This is a genomic window from Streptomyces mayteni, assembly GCF_054783955.1.
The window spans coordinates 1-17,236 of the sequence record NZ_BAAGPR010000137.1 but is presented as its reverse complement, the minus strand read 5'-3'; the positions used below and the strand labels follow the sequence as shown (position 1 = coordinate 17,236).

Genomic DNA, 17,236 nt, shown 5'->3' with positions numbered 1-17,236 from the left:
AGCCCACCGGCCGCGCGCACGCCCACCGGCGCGGGCGCCGCACGCCCCGCCGCCCGCGCGCTGCCAAGTCGGTCCGCACCCCCACCGTGCTCCAGATGGAGGCCGTGGAGTGCGGCGCCTCCGCGCTGGCCATGGTCCTCGGCCACTTCGGCCGGCACGTGCCGCTCGAGGAGCTGCGCATCGCCTGCGGCGTCTCCCGCGACGGCTCCCGGGCCAGCAACCTCCTCAAGGCGGCCCGCCGGCACGGCCTCACCGCCAAGGGCATGCAGATGGACGTGGCCGCCCTCGCCGAGGTGCGGCCGCCCGCCATCCTCTTCTGGGAGTTCAACCACTACGTCGTCCTGGAGGGAATCGGCCGCCGCCTCGGCCTCCTCGGCCCGCGCCGCGCCCGGATCAACGACCCGGCGCACGGCCGCAGGTTCGTGCCGCTCGACGAGTTCGACGCCGCGTTCACCGGCGTCGTCCTCGTCCTCGAACCGGGACCCGACTTCCGGCGCGGCGGCCGCCCGCCCGGCGTGCTGCGCGCCATGCCGGCCCGGCTGCGCGGCATGTCGGGCACCATGCTCGCCGTCGTGCTCGCCAGCCTGCTGCTGGTGGTCGCCGGCGCCACCGTGCCGGCGCTCAGCCGCACCTACGTCGACCTGTTCCTGATCGGCGGGCAGACGTCCGGCCTCGACGTGCTGTTCACGGCCATGGCCACCACCCTCGCCGTCACCGCCACCCTCACCGCCGTCCAACAGGCCAACCTGCTGCGCGGCCGCGTCATCTCCGCCACCCTCGGCAGCGCCCGCTTCCTGCGCCACCTGCTCAGACTCCCGGTCTCCTTCTACTCCCAGCGCAACGCCGCCGACCTGGTGCAGCGCCTCCAGTCCAACGACACGGTCGCCGACGTCCTCGCCCGCGACCTGGCGGCCGCCGGCGTCGACGCCGTCGTCGTGCTGCTCTACGCGCTGCTGCTGTGGAGCTACGACCCGGGGCTCACCGTCCTCGGCGTGCTGGTCGCGCTGCTCAACGTCGTCGCCATGCGGATCGTGCTCGGCCTGCGCGCCACCGGCACCCAGAAGCTGCGCGCGGACAGCGCCCGGCTCACCAACACCTCCTACAGCGGGCTCACCCTCATCGAGTCGATGAAGGCCACCGGCGGCGAGGACGGCTTCTTCCGCCGCTGGGCAGGACAGCACGCCACCACCCTGGACACCCAGCAGCGGCTCGGCGTGCCGAGCGCCTGGCTGGCCGTCGTCGCGCCCACCCTCGCCGCCCTCAACAGCGCGCTGATCCTGACCGTCGGCGGGCTGCGGGCCGTCGAGGGCCATCTGACGGTCGGCCTGCTCGTCGCCTTCCAGGCCCTGGTGACCAGCTTCACCGCACCGATCACCCGCCTCAACGGGGTCGCCGGCCGGCTCCAGGACTTCGCCGCCGACGTCGCCCGCCTCAAGGACGTCGAGAACTTCCCCGTCGACCCCGTCTACACCCGCCGCGAGCCGGCCCCCAGCACCCGCCGCCTCACCGGACTCGTCGAACTCGACGGCGTCACCTTCGGCTACAGCCCCCTCGACCCGCCGCTGCTGCGGGAGTTCTCGCTCACCGTGGGGCCCGGCCAGCGGGTCGCGCTGGTCGGCGGCTCGGGCAGCGGCAAGTCCACCGTCTCGCGGCTGCTCGCCGGCCTCTACCCGCCGTGGGAGGGCACCATCCGGGTCGACGGCACGCCGCTCGGCGAGATCCCGCGCGGCGCCCTCGCGGCCTCCGTCTCCTTCGTCGACCAGGACGTGTTCCTGTTCGCCGGCACCGTCCGCGACAACATCGCGCTGTGGGACCCGTCCATCCCCGACGACGCCGTCATCGAGGCGCTGCGCGACGCCGCCGTCTACGACGACGTGGTGGCCCGCCGCCCCGGCGGCATCCACAGCCGCGTCGAGCAGGACGGCCGCAACTTCTCCGGCGGCCAGCGGCAACGCCTCGAACTGGCACGGGCGTTGGTGCGGCGCCCCAGCGTCCTCGTCCTCGACGAGGTGACCAGCGCCCTGGACGCCGCCACCGAGCAGACCATCATCGACAACCTGCGGCGCCGCGGCTGCGCCTGCGTCGTCATCGCCCACCGGCTGAGCACGGTGCGGGACAGCGACGAGATCCTGGTGCTGCACCGCGGCGCCGTCGTCGAACGCGGCCGCCACGAACGGCTGTTGGCCGCCGGTGGCGCCTACGCGGCGCTCGTTCGGGAGCGTTGAGCGTGACCGCCGTCCAACCGTCCGACCCGGTGCCGCATTCGGCTTCGCCGGACCCCGCCCAGCCGCCCGCCCATGGTCCGGCTCCGGGCCCCGCCCAGGGAGCGGCCCCGGTGCCCACGCCCGGGCCGGCCCAGGTGCCCGACCCGGTGCTGACGGCCTTCGGCGCGCTCGGCACGCCCGTCGACCTCACCGGCACCCGCGAGGCGCCCCTTGAAGGGCCCCTGGTGTTGTGGCTGGTGGCGGCCGGCGCCCTCGACCTGTTCGCCGTCGACGCCGCCCGGCAGGGCCATCGCCACTTCCTCGGCCGGCTGCCCGCCGGCACCCTGCTGCTCGGCCCGGCGCCTGGCACCGCCCGCACCCTGGTCGCCAGGCCGCTCCCCGGCAGCCGGCTGCACCGCGTCGAGCTGCGCGAGCTGCACCCGGCGGCGTACCAGGCGGCCTACCACGCGGGTGGCGGCTGGCCGAGCCCGGTCGAGGAGTCCTTCGCCCTGGGCATGGGCCGCGGCCTCCAGGTGCTGTACCAGGCGCCGCTCGGCGGCACCGAGGACGACGTGCTGCGCCCCTCGATCCCGCCGGGCAGCGTCCAGTACGGTGCGGCCCACGACATGGCCGCCGCGCACGCCCTGCTGATCGACCCCGGCGTCTGGCAGAGCATGGTCGACCAGCAACGCCGGCTGCTGCACGCGCTCGACGGCTGGATCGGCGAACTCGAACGCGCCCACGAGGACCGCACCGCCGCCGGCATCAAGGCCGGCGAGGCCGCCCGCACCGAGGCGAACCAGACCCTGCTCGCCGCCATCGGCCGCACTTCGCGCACCCGCGGTGCCGGCGCGGACGTCGACGCCACGCTCGCCGCCTGCCGCCTCGTCGCCGCCGACGCCCGCATCGCCCTCACCAACCGGCCGCCAGCGCCGTCGGACGTGGCCGCCGCCGGCACCGACCCGATCGAGGCGATCGCCGTCGCCTCCCACGTCCGCACCCGCGGGGTCAGGCTCACCGGCCACTGGTGGCGCGAGAACGGCGGCCCGCTGGTGGGCAGGCGCGCCGCCGACGGCGCCCCGGTCGCCCTGCTCTGGCGCCGCGGCCGCTACGTCGTCGCGGACCCCACCACCGAAGAACACCAACCCGTCGACCGCGCCACCGCCGCCGACCTCGAACCGCACGCCATGCTGCTCTACCGCCCGCTGCCCGACCGCCCTCTGGACCTGCCAAGGCTGATCCGCTTCAGCCTGCGCGGCACCCGCGGCGAGCTCCGCGACCTCGCCGTCGGCGGCCTCGTCGCGGCCGGACTCGGCGCCCTGGTGCCGATCGCCACCGGCCAGGTGCTCGGCGAGTTCGTGCCCCGCGGCGAGACCGGCCTCATCGTGCAGGCCGGCGTGGCGGTCGTCGCGCTCGCCGTCGTCGCGGCCGTCTTCATGCTGCTCCAGAACACCGCCGTGCTCCGGTTGGCGGGACGCGTCGAGGCCACCCTCCAACCCGCCGTCTGGGACCGACTGCTGCGGCTGCCCGCCACCTTCTTCGGCGGCCGCTCCACCGGCGAACTCGCCTCCGCCGCCATGGGCATCAGCGCCATCCGCCGCGTGCTGGCCGGCATCGGCTCCACCTGCCTCCAGGCCACCACCATCGGCGCCGCCAACCTGGTGCTGCTCCTCGTCTACAGCGTGCCGCTGGCCCTCGTCGCCCTCGCCATGCTGCTCACCGTCGCCACCCTCTTCCTCACCCTCGGCCTGTGGCAACTCCGCTACCAGCGACGCCTCGTGATCATCGGCAACCGGCTCAACAACCAGGCGTTCCAGACCCTGCGCGCCCTCCCCAAGCTGCGCGTCGCCGCCGCCGAGAGCTTCGCCTACGCCGCCTGGGCCCGCGAGTTCGCCCGCACCCGCGACCTCCAGCAGCGCGCCGGCCGGATCGCCAACGCCATCACCGTGCTCAACGCCGTCTGCCTGCCGGTCTGCACGCTCGTGATGTTCATGCTGCTCGCGGGACCGGCCCAGGGCTCCATGTCGGCCGCCGAGTTCCTGACCTTCCACACCGCCGTCACCATGCTGCTGTCCGCCGCCACCCAGCTGACCGGCGCGCTGCTCTCGGCCGCCGCCGTACTGCCGATGTTCGAGCAGGTCAGGCCGATCCTCCAGGCCGTCCCCGAGGTGACCACCGGCGCCGACACCCAACCCGCGCCGCTCACCGGCCACCTGGAGGCCCGCGCCGTCTCCTACCGCTACGCCGAGGGCGCCCCGCTGGTCCTCGACGACGTCGACTTCGAGGCGCGCCCCGGCGAGTTCGTCGCCATCGTCGGCCCCAGCGGCTGCGGCAAGTCCACGCTGCTGCGGCTGCTCATCGGCTTCGACGACCCGCTCACCGGCAGCGTCCGCTACGACGGCCAGGAACTGGCCGCCCTCGACCGGGCGGCCGTACGCCGCCAGTGCGGCGTGGTGCTGCAGAACGCGGCGCCGCTCACCGGCTCGCTCCTCGACTGCATCCGCGGCACCGGCTCGTACACGCTGGAGGAGGCGTGGGGGGCCGCGGCGCTCGCCGGCCTGGCCGAGGACATCAAGGCCATGCCGATGGGCATGCACACCATCCTCTCGGACGGCGGCTCCACCGTCTCCGGCGGCCAGCGGCAACGCCTGATGATCGCCCAGGCGCTGATCCGCCGGCCACGGATCCTGTTCTTCGACGAGGCGACCAGCGCCCTCGACAACGAGGCGCAGCGCGTCGTCACCGCCGCCACCAGGGCGCTGCGCGCCACCCGGATCGTGATCGCCCACCGGCTCTCCACCGTCATGGACGCGGACCGGGTGCTCGTCATGTCCGAGGGCCGCATCGTCCAACAGGGCCCGCCAGCCGCGCTGTTGGCCGACCCCACCGGGCTCTTCCACGAGTTGGTGCGCCGGCAGATCGAGTGACGACTGAGTTCGCCAGAACGGGAGAGACGAGCCCTATGCACGACCAGCCCCCACCCTCGGACGACCCCCTCCTGCTCGCCCGCGCCCGCGACGGCGACAGCGCCGCCTTCGCCGAGCTGTACCGCAGGCACCGCCGGACCGTGTGGCTGCACGCCAAGGGCAGCGGCGTCTCCGACCAGGCCGCCGACGACCTGACCGGCGAGACGTTCACCCGCACCCTCGCCGCCGTCCGCACGGGCGGCGGCCCCCGCACGTCCGTCCGCGACTACCTGCTGGCCATGGTCCGCCGGATGGCCGCCGGCCGCCACGCCCCCACTCCCCCACCGCCGGCCCTCTCCCCGCTCCCCTCCGCCGAGTCGCAGGCCCTGGGACGCGCCGAACGCCTCATGCTCGCCGAGGCGTTCGCCAGCCTCCCCGACCGGTGGCGCGAGGTGCTGTGGCGCACCGCCGTCGAGGGCCAGCCACTCGCCCAGGTGGGCCGCGATCTCGGCCTGACCAAGAACGCCACCGCCGTCCTCGCCTTCCGGGCCCGCGAGGGCCTGCGCCAGGCGTACCTCCAGGCCCACGTCAACGACGCCGTCACCGACCAGGACGCCGACTGCCGCCGCTACGCCCGCAAGCTCGGCTCCTTCGTCCGCGGCTCGGCCGCGGCCCGCGGCCTGCGGCAACACCTGGACGACTGCGCCCGCTGCCGCGCCGCCTACCTGGAACTCGCCGACGTCAACGCCACGCTGCGCGGCCTGCTCCCGGTCGCGGCGGCCGGCTGGGTGGCCCAGGCCACCATCCCGTGGTCGGCCGGCGGCATCGTCGGCAAGGTGGCCATCGCCACCACCGTCGCCGTCCTCGTCGGCCCCGCCGTGCCGGCGGTCGGCGCCGTACCCCCACCCCTCCCCGAAGCCCAGCGTCCCCCCACGACCTCGGCCCCGCCCACGACCCCGGAGCCCACCCCCTCGACGGACCCCACGTCCCCCACTCCCACCCCGACGCCGTCCACCCCCGCCCCGACCGCCGCCGACCCGGTCGAGCCGACCTCCCCGTCCCCGACTCCCCCCACCACCCCGTCCGGGACCGGCCTCACCGACCTCCTCTGCCTCCTCGGCAACACCGCCCCCACGCTCCTCACCCACCCCGACTGCCCACCGCCCCCGGCCCCCGAGGTCCCCGACCTCATCCCCGACCCGACACTCCCGCCGACCCCCACGCCCGGGCCCACACCGACGGAACCGCCGTCCCTCCCCGGCCTACTGCCCGACGGCGCGACGGCCAGCCCTCGATCTCCTTGATCAAATCCAGGTTCCTGGCAAACGACGCCTCGGACTGCTCGGCGGGGCCCGTGACCGTCCTTCCCTATGATGGACTCGACAGGAATCGGTCATGCGTGAGGGGCGGCCCAATGAATCCACGCCACTACGAATTGCTTGAGCATGCTCGGCGAGCCGTGCCCGAGAACGTGAAGGTTGAACTCAGCGGCGATGTGATCGTCATGCAGGCGTCTCCGTCCGCCCTACACCAGCGGAATCTCGCGATCATTCAACGCCAGTTCGACGCTCACTGCCCGACCGGGTACTTCGGCTCGGGGAACAGCGATATCGCCGCCGCACAGGTGGGCAAGGTGCGCAACCCGGACCTCACGTACCTGCCGGACGAGTCCGTTGACCTTCCGGAGCATGACGTTCCCGCGGGCATGGCACTGATCGCGGTGGAGATGGTTTCGCCGAGTAACCCGGAGAACGACTGGGTGGGGAAGCTTCGGGACTATCCCGTCATGGGCGTGCCGCTGTATTTGATCGTGGACGCCAGGGCGAAGACCGTGACACTGTTCGCGGAGCCCGAGAACGGGCGATATCGATGCCGTGAGGACGCGAACTTCGGCGAGACGGTTCACATCCCCAAACCGTTCGACTTCGTGCTGGAGACCGCGGCCCTGATGCCCACATCGGACTGATCACCGCGGTTGGCACGTCGCTCAGTTCCGCCGAGGGATGCTGGGCTACTGGTGGAGAGCGGCGGAGGTGGGCTCCGAGGCCATCGGCGCCGATGGCGCGGCCGGTTCCACGAACCCTCCCGGCAGGCTGCCGGCCTCACGGGCCCGTTCTAGTAGTTCGTGCCCACGACGAGGAACAGGGACAACAAGCCGATGACGGCACAGGCCACGGCAGCGGCGATCAGCGCACAGCCGAGCGCGCCCGCCGTGCCGGCGATCGCCGCCCAGCCGAACCGCGTCGTGCGGTCCGCTCGCCGGACCGCGTCCTCGTACTGACGGTCGTCGTACCAATCGGAATCGCTCACGCGCAGGCCCGGTTCAACGCTTCGCGCTCCGCACGAACGCGGCCCAGGCCCCGGCCGGGACGACCAGCGCCGGCCCCTCGGGCGCCTTGCTGTCCCGGACGGGCACCACCCCGGCGAAGCCGTCCGCCACCTCGACGCAGTTGTTGGCTCCCCCGTTGCTGTAACTGCTCTTGCGCCAGCGGACGTTACTCAGCTCGGGTCGACGGGCTCGCATGATTCTCTAGCCGTCCTTCAAAAGGGATCGGATGAACTCCACCGAGTCCTGCGGCGACAGCGCCAGGTCTCTCAGCCGATCGTAGGACAGCTTGAGCCGTTCCACCTCCTCCGGTTCCTCGATCACTTCCCCCGACTTGCTGCCCTCCAGATACGCCGCCGCCTCCCCCTCCGGCAGCCACAGGATGATCAATGATCCGCCCAGCAGATCGTTCACCGGCGTCTCGAACGGCAACACCTGCACGGTGACGTTCGGCAACTCCGCCTCGTCCAGCAGCCGCTGGAGCTGCCGGCGCCAGGCATCGCGATCCCGCAGCGGACGCCGCAGAACGGCCTCGTCCAGGATCACTCGCAGATGCGTCTGGCCGGACTCGCCGCCCCGCACGATCTCCTGCCTGGCCATCCGAAGCGCGAGCTGCTCCTCGAACTCTTCTTCCTCGTCCGGATGGTGCGGCGTGGACCACAGCAACTCCCGGGCGTACTCCTCGGTCTGGAACAGCCCGGGGACCGTCTGCGGCACGTACATCTGCATGACCGTGGCCCTGGGCTCCAGCGCCATGAAGCGCTGGTAGCGACCCAGATACGCGTCGTCCTTCGCGAGCTTCCACAGGTTCTGGAGGCTCCGTTTCGTCCCGTACACCTGGTCCAGCCGCCTGGCCGTCGCCAGGTCGCCGAGACGCACCCCCTTCTCCAACTTGTGGAGATAGGACCGGTCGAACGACGAGACCTCCGACAACTGGCCGAGGGACATCCCGGATTCCTTCCGCAGCAGGGCGAGCTCCGCCGCATACTGAAGCCGCGCCGGCGATCGCGGTGGTTCTGACGTGTGTGCGGCCATCAACCGCCCCTCTTCGAAGACGGGCACGCGACCCGCCGAACAGGCCACGTCTCCCTGCCGGCGAGCGTACCGGCGATACGACAAGCCCTGTAGCCGATCAGCTACAGAAAGCACCGATACCCGACCGGCGCGCGGATGCGGCCGAGGGCGCGCACCGGCGTCCGACCGCCCTCATCCGAGCCCGTACGTTCCGGCGAGTGCGCCCACCGTCGCGGCCATGGCCTGCCGCAGTTCGGCCGGCGCGACGACCTCCACGTCGACGCCGAGCCGCAGCAGTTCGCCGCACGCGTGCGCGGTGCTCTCGGTCGGGATGACGGCCTCGACCCAGCCGTCGTCGCCGACGGCGGTCGCGGTGGCGTCGACCGCCTGGACCACCTCCGGCGGAACGTTGTCGGGCAGGCGTCGGCGTCCCCGCGGGGACAGCCGGACGGTGGCGGTGCCGGTGAAGCGGCGCGACCGGAAGTCGTCCAGGTAGGAGGTCCAGTACGCCGCCAGGTCGAAGTCCGGTGGCCGGTCGAACCGTTCGTCGCTCGGCACCGCGTCGAGGACCTGGGTGACCCGGTAGGTCGCGATCCGGCTCTCCCCGGCGGCCACGAGGTACCAGACCCCGGACTTGAGGACCAGCCCGTAGGGACGTAGTCGGCGCTCCACCTCCTGCGGCGCCCGCCAGCGGCGGTAACGCACGTCCACCACACGCCCGTTGAGGACGGCATCGGCGAACAGCAGCAGATGCGGCGTCTCTTCGGGCTCCCGGTACCAGCCGGGCGCGTCCAGGTGGAACACCGCCGCGGTCCGCGTCGCCTCCTCGCGCAGCCCCGTCGGCAGCGCGGCCAGCAGCTTCAACCGTGCCGCCGCCACCTCCGCCGCGAGCCCCAGGTCGGCGGCGGGACCCGGCAGCCCGGCGAGGAACAACGCCCGCGCCTCGCCCTCGCTCATTCCGGTGAGACGGGTGCGGTAACCATCGAGCAGCTGGTAGCCGCCCCCGCGCCCCGGCTCCGCGTAGACCGGAACCCCGGCGGCCTGCAACCGCGCCACGTCACGGTACGCGGTCCGCACCGACACCCCCAGCTCGTCGGCGAGCCCGCGCGCGGACACACGGCCACGGGATTGCAGCAACAGCAGCACCGAGAGCAGTCGACCAGCGGACATGGACGCATTCTCCCGGGAAACCCTGACAGCCCCTGACACACGGCTCCCCTACCGTCGGTCCGCGCCCGGACCCGTAAGAACCGAACAGGAGCCCCCCCGTGCCACCCACCGTGATCGAGCTTCGTCAGTACACGCTGCGTCCCGGCCGGCGCGACGAGCTCATCGAGCTCTTCGACCGGGAGTTCGTGGAAACCCAGGAGGAGGTCGGGATGACGGTGCTCGGCCAGTTCCGGGACCTCGACGACCCGGATCGCTTCGTCTGGCTACGGGGCTTCCGCGACATGCCGACGCGCCACCGCGCGCTGACCGCCTTCTACGACGGCCCGGTCTGGGCCAAACACGGCCCGCAGGCCAACGCCACCATGCTCGACTCCGACGACGTCCTCCTCCTGCGCCCCCTCTCCGCCGACAGCGCCTTCGCCACCACCCCGACCGACCGGCCCCCGGCGCCCGAGCGATTCGTCGCCGCCACCCTGTGGTCCTTCCCTCCCGGCCAGCAGGACGGCATCGCCCTGATCCGGGACGGCCTCCTCCCCCTCCTCCACGAGACGGGCCCCGCGCCACTCGCCGCCCTGACGACCGAGACCGCACCCAACACCTTCACCAGGCTGCCCGTCCGCACCGGGGAGAACGTCACCGCGGTCATCACCTCGTACCCCGACGAGGACACCCACCGCCTCCACCTCGCCGCCCTCCGGGACCACCCCCTCGCCCGAGCCGAGATCCTGCCGGCCCTCGAACGCGCGCAGTCCGCCTCCCCCCGAACCCTGCGCCTGGCCCCCACCGGCCGCTCGCTCAACTGACTGCGCGCCGCCGCAGGGTCACCCCACCCCCGTTGCCGAACACTTGGATTCTCCAAGCGTTCGGTTCAGGACCCCCGGCCTCCGACCACCGAATGATCGGCGCCTCACCATCTGATCAACGCCAAGACCGCCAACCCCACCACGGCGATCCCGCCCCACACCGCCGTGGCACCCGCGACCCGCCAGCCGCTCATCGCGCCGCCGCTGCCCAGCAACGGCCGCGGTTCCGACCACAGGTAGGCGGCGAAGCCCACACCGCTCAGCAGCGAGAGCGCCAACCAGTAGCCCGCGCTTGGCGCGCGATGCCCCTGGTTGTCCCGCACCATCATGGCGACCAGCGAAGCCACGCAGCACCCGACGACGCCCCACGCCAGCCACGCACTGGAGACGAGCCTCACATACGCCAGGGGCACGACGATGGCCAACCCACCGACGTCAGTCGACGGATCCCGGCCGTCCGTCACCAACTCCCGCGCCTCGTCCCCCATCGCCGACTCCACGCGCGCGACGAAGTCCTCCTCCGGCGACAGCCCCTCCAGCGGCTCCACGATCTCCCGGGTGCCGAGGAAACCCGTACTCCACCTCGCCCTCAGCTCGGGCGGGGAGGAGTAGGTGGAGACGTGCACCACGAACTCCTCGCGACGCGCATCCGCCACCAGGTCCTCGACGGTGGCGGACCTGGGTATCAACTGCGTCGCGACGTCGAGTCCGCCGAGCACGAGGATCAGCAGACCGATCCCTCGCGCCACCCCAACCAATCCATCTCTCACGGTGCCTCCCTACGCCCTGTGCCCACCCGGCCAGTTGGCGGGGTGGGCAAAAGGTGTGCGGGCATTCAGTCGCCCTACGGGACCTCGGTCGGCATTCCATAGAGCGAGATGGCGAGCCGCCTGATCTGTTCGTCACTCAACGCGCCTCGGAACAGCCAGAGATCGTCGATGGAACCACCCCAGTGCTCGGCCCAGGCTCCGCCGACCCTGGCCCGTCCCACTTCGAGTGACCCGGTGGCCTGGTGCGTGATCACCTCGTCGGCCCATGACACCGGACCGCAGAACTCAGTGGGCGGGTCCGGGCAAGTCCAGTCCTGAATCAGTCCGTTGACGTAGAGTCGCGCCTCACGGCGAGGGGCATCGTAGACCAGCGCCACATGGTTCCAGTCCCGTACGTCGAGGAACTGGGTATGCGAGACCCGGACTTCGGTCGCGCCAGGTGCGTCCTCGTCCGGCAACACGACCTGCCACTGACCCCGCCCCTCGTTCTCCGGGTCGGGTTCGAACCGTACCGCGAAGGCGCTGTTGTTGGCCCCCGGCGCACTCACCAGTGTCATCCCCCCGCTTGGGGCGGTGGCCGCCTGGGCCCAGGCCGTGACGGTGAAGCTGTCGGACGTGTCCACGGGAACGCCGTCAGTGGTCGCGTAGTCGTCGAGACCATCGAGCACCAGTGCGTTGAAGTCGACCCAGCCGGTGCCGATGCCTGCGTCACCGCCCAGCGTCAGCGGGTTGCCGTTCTCGGACGCGTCGGGCGTGGTCCCGGACTCGGCACTCTCGAACTGCCACCGGCCAGCGACCTCCTGCGTCCGCGCGGACAGCAGCTCGACCTCGTGCGCCGTCGCCACCCGGTCGAAGACACGAACGTTGTCGATCCGGCCGGCCAGGTGGTCGGACAGGCCGTCCCCAGAGCGATCGGCTGCGCCGATGGTAAAGGCGCCGTTGGAGGACAGAGCCTCGGTGAAGGGTGCCGAGCCGGCCAGCTCACCGTTGACGAAGACGCGGATCTCCTGGGCGTCGACGTCATGGACGCCGACGACATGCGTCCAGGTACCGAGGCCGGCCGCCACGCAGTCGGGCGCAGACGCCACGCACGGAGACTGGCTCGCCTGCACGACAGTGCCACCGCCGCCACTCCAGCGACGCATGGTCCAGCCCTGTCCGTCCGCCACGTGGACAAGTGCGAAGCCCGAGCCATCGTCCGCCGTCTGCGCGGCGACGACCATGTCCCGGTTCGCCTTGTCACGCGGCAGATTCACCCAGGCCGAAACGGCGAACGACTGCGCGGCATCAACGATCGGTTGGCCGCTGGCGACGGCGCCCGTGACCCCGTCGAAACGAGCCGAGTCGCCGAACTCCCCCTCGGCGCCCAACGTCACGCCGCTGTTCACGGTGGCCGCGACCCGCTGGGCACGGCCCGTGACGCTGGTGGCGCCGGCCGATTCCTCGAAAGACCAGATCGCGGTGGCGGGACGCCCACCAGAGACGACGGACTGGTGCTCGGCGAGGGAGGCGACTTGGGAGTCGCTCAAGCCGTAGTCATGGAACTGCACCTCGTCGAGGTCACCCGCGAAGTACTGGTCCAGGGTCCGGCCGGCGAGTCGAGCGCCCAGCACCGTATTGCCACGCGTCCCCCAACTGCCGTCGAACGTCGCCGAGCCAACACGACGGCCGTCGACATACAGCAGCGCTTCGCCTTCGGAGGCGTTGACCACACCCGCGACGTGTGTCCATTCCCCGAGAGACGCCGCCGAGTTCTGTCGGAGTCGGGTCACCTCCGAGTCCGCCGCGTCGGACTCCGACAGGCCAAGGGACCAGCCACCGGTGCCCGGGTCAACGGTGAGGTCAAAAGCGGAGACGCTGTCCCCTGTCTGGGAGACGGCAGTGCTGGTGGTCGTGACCCCAGCCTCGGGAAGGCGGGCCCAGAAGGAGACGGTGAACCCATCGGAAGGGTCTACCGTCGAGCCGAGAACCCGCGCGTAGCCGCCGCCGGTTCCGGCAAGGTGAAGGCCGTTACCCCGTGCCCCCTCACCGCCCACCGTGACGTCACCCTCGAGTCTTGCCTGCCAGGGCCCACCCTCGCTCCACGTCTCGGTAGCTCCCGCTTCCTCATCCAGACCCCACACTGCACGTGCCGGCGTACCAGCGCCGACGCGGAATATGTAGGCGCGCTTGGACGAGGCGTTCCCGGCCGTATCGAGTGCCCGAACATACAGGACGTTGGGCCCCCGCTCTTCGGGAACAAGCCTGACGGTCCGCGCCTCACCCCCAGTGGTGGCGACATCCTGACTGGCGGTCACCTGGCTACCAGAGGCGAAACGATAGCGATAGCGGTTGACGTCCGGGTCGGAGCTGGAGAAGGTGAAGAAACCCGACCTCCCGACCCCGTCATAGTCGGAGTCCAACGGATCAGCGGGATCGGACTCCGGGTACTCGGACGAGCTGACCGCGGGGGCGGACGGCACGCTGGTGTTGTAGACGAAGTGACAGCGGTCCTGACCGCCACTCGATGACCAGGGCGAGTACTCGACTCCGTCGTAGGAACGCGCCTCCCACTGCACCAGGCCTTCGCGCGGCAGTCCGCTTGGCAATGACATCGAGAATTCAGAACCCGATGACTTGAAGGTGGTAAGGCCAGGCGCCCAACGCACGATATTTCCCTGGCCGTCACCAGAATCCCAATAGGCACGGAATTCCACCGCCACCCGGTCCCCGTTCGGGTCGATGACGTCGGCGGCGTAGACCTGGCGCGCGGTATTGACGTCAACGGGACTAGCAGCCGGCGCACAAGCCCTGCCGGCGTCCAAGGACAACTGAGATGTAAGTATCTGTGGTGGTGGTTGGTTATCATCGGCGCTCGGCCCAGACAACCGTGATTCCGACTCATTCGCCGCCGCTGGCAGGCTTGCTCCGGCCAGCGAACCGATCGCCATGGCCACAACCATAGTGCCGGACAGCGCGGCACGCCTTCCCGAGTTCAGGTTCATCTCCAGGTGTTCTCCAATGCAGTCGCTGCGCGCCTCGACAAGTGGCGCAATTCTCGCCATTCCGCACCACCGCTAAGACCTTCGCGGCTCCATACCCGGTCAGAATCATTGCTGATGGCGGCCAGAAAATCATTGATCACTTGCAAGTACTCGAAGTCCGCCGAGCTTAGTGACCCGTCACCAAGCCTGGCACGCGCAACATGAAAGGCGTCGTCGAACTGCAGCACGAGTTCGTCGACATCGACGGCGGCTGATTCCATGTACACCAATTGCGGGTCAGACTCTGCCCCGAGTAGGTCCAGAATGGAAAGCACCCATTGACGGAATCCCCCAAGACGGAGGAATGATGGAGTATTGAAGAATTCAACACCCGACCGCGCAGCTTCCAGCCGCGCCCACACTCCCCCCACACGTTCCACGATGACCCAATCATCACCCTTCCGCGCCAAATGAAAACGAAGAAGAATCCAGGTTAAAGTAGGAAACGAATGAGTTAACAAAACGCCAGGATCGATCCACCATAGGAGTTGGCTGACCGATAGCGTCTGCCATGTACGCTTGCAGCACCCTCGTGGCATCGTCTCGCCTGCCAGCCAATGCATAAGCGACGGCCAGGTTCCCATTTAGCGCTTGATAGCGATCCTCATTCTCAAGCCTGCGGATCAGATCCTCCAAAGTCGCGAGGGAGGAGAAAAAATCAGTCCCGTAGGTCTCAGCGTCCTTGCAAACTCGATTCACCACATCGGGGATCTCCTCAGCCGCCTTAAAGAACCATCGGACATACGGGGAAACCGCACACCCGTGTTGTCGCATCAGATCCATCAAGGTGCACCCAAAGGTGGCAGCCTCTCCTCGCCCTTCTCCTCCTCCTTTAAATTTCCTCACCAAGCGACTAGTTTCAACATGCCGCACACCGAGAGAGGGGAAAAAGGCAACACCGTAATCCTTGACGGCCACATTGAGTCCGACGCGAAAGACGATTTCACTACCGTGTTCGATTTGAAAAGCAGGATCTTCTTGGGGCGACGGGGACCAACCACGTCCCGCAAACCTATCCGCAATCAATTGCACCGATTGCTCCATCAGGGGCTGCATGTACCACACTCCCATACGTCAATTTCCAGTCTCATGCGCACACGATCTCCCTGCTCCAAACCAAAATCGGACAGCCTGCTAGTATCGAGCACAGCGCCACTATCTGTCAATTCAGGATAACCGACACTCTGATTAGGACTGACAGTAGCTCCGGACCCAGTTTTGACCTCGACAGCAACCCAGCCACCATCTGGATGCCTGGCCACAAAATCAGCCCGGAAGACATCCCCTTGACTGTTCCTGAAACGAACTTCAGGAACGATATTGCTATACCCTTCCCGCTGCAGGCGATCAAGCGTGGCAGCCTCTCCGATCACACCATGTGGAACTCCATCCACCGAGCAATTGCCCGCATTATGCACAAGTACTGGGGCCTCACCCGCGATCGCATAGTACGTGTGCACACCTTCGACTGTCAGGTTTCGGACGGTCGCCGTGGCTACGCCGTAACTGACGGCTACGATTTGGACCCTGGCGCCAGTGTGGGTCTGCAGCCAAATGCCTGCAGCGAGTTGACCAGCCTCGATCCATGTGTCGAGTTCCGGCACCCAGAAAGGGTGGCCTTCTGTTGCTGTGATGGTGCTAGCTCTGCCCTGCTCTGTGGCGATACTCAACGTGACCAAGTCTTTTTCGCCGGTTCCGACTATTTCGGCTGTAACGGTCCGCGCAGTCGTTTCACCAGTTTCCGGATCGGTCGCCAGAACCTCGTCGCCGATCTCAACGTCCTCGATTGGCTTGGTTGTCCCGTCTGCCATCACCACTTGCGTCTCAGGGAGGAAGCTGTTGCAACCGCGGCGCAGATCACTGAGCACGCGCACGGCATCCTTAACCTTGTTCAGCACTCTGCCCCAGGGGGCGAACTCCAGAACGGCGGATCCACAGTTTCCGTTAACGCCAGGGGCCCGCGCACATTTCACTGCAGATTCAACGTCTGGCAGCGCGAAATCCAGGATTCTTCGACCCCAGGAAAACGGGTTGAGCCCTTCGCTGAATTCTTGCAGCGGCCTGAAGGGGTTGTAAGCGCCGAAGCCGCCAGAGGGTGCGCGCTCATCGTCTGAGTCATCAGAGGCCCCATAACTCGCCTGAGTCAGGGTAGTCGAACCGCCCCCGCCCCCACGCCCGAATCCCGAGTGGCTTCCGCCGGTCCCCTTTCCGCCGAAGCCGGTGTTCTTCGTGGGGCCGGCGTTGTGGTTGTTGTTCTTCTTGGGCTGGGACGCCGAGGGGTTCTTCTTCCACGGAAGAAGACCGGTCGGGTCGGAGAAGGTCGTCGGGTTGTTGTTGGCGTAGGCGTAGCCATGGAGTTGCTGGGGGTCGGTGAGGTCCATCACCGGGTCGAGCGAGATGAACCTGCCCAGACCGGGGTCGTATTCGCGTGCGCCCAGATGGGTCAGCCCGGTGTCATCGACGACGCCACCGACGAAGCCGCAGCTGCCGGGCCAGGGCGAGCGGCTTGGCTGAGTCATGCCACCGGCGGCGGGGTACGCGTGTGCTCCATCGGGGGCGCGTGGCGGCGGCCGGCAGGGGCGTCGTAGGCTGCACGGCCCACGGGACGGCAGGAGGGAGCCGACGGTGAAGGGCGAGGCGGAGCCAGGAGTGCCGGCGCCCGACGCGCTGTTGGCGGCGCGGGCCGGCGAAGGGGACGAGGAGGCGTTCGGGGAGCTGCTGCGGCGGCACGTCCCGGGAGCGCTGGAGGCGGCCCGCGCGGAGTTGGGGGAGCAGGCCGCCGCGGAGGGCGTCGTGGTGGAGGCGTTCGTCGACGCGTGGCGGCGGCTGCCCGAGTTCCGGGGCCAGGCCGCTTTCCCGGAGTGGCTGGGGCGGATCGTCGCCGCCAGGTGCCGGCGCCCGCCGGCCGGGAGCGGGGACGGGGCGGGCGCGACGGTGGAGGAGCGGGTGGCGGCGCTGCTGCGGCGCGAGCCGCGGGCGATCGGCGCCCGGGAGGCCGACGCCGCGCGGCGCTGCCGGGC

At 69.8% G+C, this 17,236-nt stretch carries 15 protein-coding genes; 6 read left to right on the top strand and 9 right to left on the bottom strand.

What is annotated here, in order from left to right; genetic code table 11:
* Window positions 1–95 precede the first annotated feature (95 nt).
* From ACYVPE_RS35380 to ACYVPE_RS35365, 4 genes are all read left to right on the top strand, one after another.
* Window positions 96–2,225 (top strand): NHLP family bacteriocin export ABC transporter peptidase/permease/ATPase subunit, encoded by a 2,130-nt coding sequence (locus ACYVPE_RS35380; RefSeq protein WP_461037912.1) that lies wholly within the window; start codon window positions 96–98, stop codon window positions 2,223–2,225.
* Between the two features lie 110 nt (window positions 2,226–2,335).
* Window positions 2,336–5,131 carry an NHLP bacteriocin export ABC transporter permease/ATPase subunit gene (locus ACYVPE_RS35375; RefSeq protein ID WP_461037911.1) on the top strand — a complete coding sequence of 932 codons (2,796 nt, stop codon included), beginning with the start codon at window positions 2,336–2,338 and terminating at the stop codon, window positions 5,129–5,131.
* A gap of 35 nt (window positions 5,132–5,166) precedes the next feature.
* Window positions 5,167–6,414 (top strand): RNA polymerase sigma factor, encoded by a 1,248-nt coding sequence (locus tag ACYVPE_RS35370; protein ID WP_461037910.1) that lies wholly within the window; start codon window positions 5,167–5,169, stop codon window positions 6,412–6,414.
* Between the two features lie 155 nt (window positions 6,415–6,569).
* Entirely contained in the window at window positions 6,570–7,076 is a 507-nt protein-coding gene (locus ACYVPE_RS35365; protein WP_461037909.1) for a Uma2 family endonuclease, read from the top strand.
* Window positions 7,077–7,225: 149 nt separating this feature from the next.
* Here the strand turns inward: ACYVPE_RS35365 and ACYVPE_RS35360 are convergent, their stop codons facing one another.
* The 4 genes from ACYVPE_RS35360 to ACYVPE_RS35345 form a co-directional block, all read right to left on the bottom strand.
* Window positions 7,226–7,420, bottom strand: coding sequence for a hypothetical protein (locus ACYVPE_RS35360; protein WP_461037908.1), 195 nt, complete (start codon window positions 7,418–7,420; stop codon window positions 7,226–7,228).
* 13 nt (window positions 7,421–7,433) lie between these two features.
* The gene (locus tag ACYVPE_RS35355; RefSeq protein ID WP_461037907.1) at window positions 7,434–7,634 is read right to left on the bottom strand and encodes a DUF397 domain-containing protein; all 201 of its coding nucleotides are present in this window, start codon (window positions 7,632–7,634) and stop codon (window positions 7,434–7,436) included.
* A 6-nt stretch (window positions 7,635–7,640) separates the two neighbouring features.
* Complete coding sequence (locus ACYVPE_RS35350; protein ID WP_461037906.1) at window positions 7,641–8,471, bottom strand: helix-turn-helix domain-containing protein; 831 nt, start codon at window positions 8,469–8,471, stop codon at window positions 7,641–7,643.
* Between the two features lie 171 nt (window positions 8,472–8,642).
* Window positions 8,643–9,620, bottom strand: coding sequence for a helix-turn-helix transcriptional regulator (locus ACYVPE_RS35345; RefSeq protein ID WP_461037905.1), 978 nt, complete (start codon window positions 9,618–9,620; stop codon window positions 8,643–8,645).
* Between the two features lie 98 nt (window positions 9,621–9,718).
* Between ACYVPE_RS35345 and ACYVPE_RS35340 the strand changes: the two genes are divergently transcribed.
* A complete protein-coding gene (locus ACYVPE_RS35340; protein WP_461037904.1) occupies window positions 9,719–10,423 on the top strand; it encodes an NIPSNAP family protein in 705 nt (234 codons plus the stop codon).
* A gap of 104 nt (window positions 10,424–10,527) precedes the next feature.
* On the opposite strand, the gene ACYVPE_RS35335 is transcribed toward ACYVPE_RS35340, so the two are convergent.
* The 5 genes from ACYVPE_RS35335 to ACYVPE_RS35315 form a co-directional block, all read right to left on the bottom strand.
* Window positions 10,528–11,172, bottom strand: coding sequence for a hypothetical protein (locus tag ACYVPE_RS35335; protein ID WP_461037903.1), 645 nt, complete (start codon window positions 11,170–11,172; stop codon window positions 10,528–10,530).
* 95 nt (window positions 11,173–11,267) lie between these two features.
* A complete protein-coding gene (locus ACYVPE_RS35330) occupies window positions 11,268–14,177 on the bottom strand; it encodes a LamG domain-containing protein (protein ID WP_461037902.1) in 2,910 nt (969 codons plus the stop codon).
* The gene (locus tag ACYVPE_RS35325) at window positions 14,174–14,596 is read right to left on the bottom strand and encodes a hypothetical protein (RefSeq protein ID WP_461037901.1); all 423 of its coding nucleotides are present in this window, start codon (window positions 14,594–14,596) and stop codon (window positions 14,174–14,176) included. The genes ACYVPE_RS35330 and ACYVPE_RS35325 overlap by 4 nt, the downstream gene beginning before the upstream one ends.
* A gap of 13 nt (window positions 14,597–14,609) precedes the next feature.
* Window positions 14,610–15,272, bottom strand: coding sequence for a hypothetical protein (locus ACYVPE_RS35320; protein WP_461037900.1), 663 nt, complete (start codon window positions 15,270–15,272; stop codon window positions 14,610–14,612).
* A complete protein-coding gene (locus tag ACYVPE_RS35315; protein ID WP_461037899.1) occupies window positions 15,260–16,735 on the bottom strand; it encodes a polymorphic toxin-type HINT domain-containing protein in 1,476 nt (491 codons plus the stop codon). Before ACYVPE_RS35315 ends, ACYVPE_RS35320 begins: the two co-directional genes overlap by 13 nt.
* 106 nt (window positions 16,736–16,841) lie before the next feature.
* Here ACYVPE_RS35315 and ACYVPE_RS35310 point away from each other — a divergent pair.
* The coding region (locus ACYVPE_RS35310) for a sigma factor (RefSeq protein ID WP_461037898.1) at window positions 16,842–17,236 on the top strand (395 nt) is incomplete at its 3' end.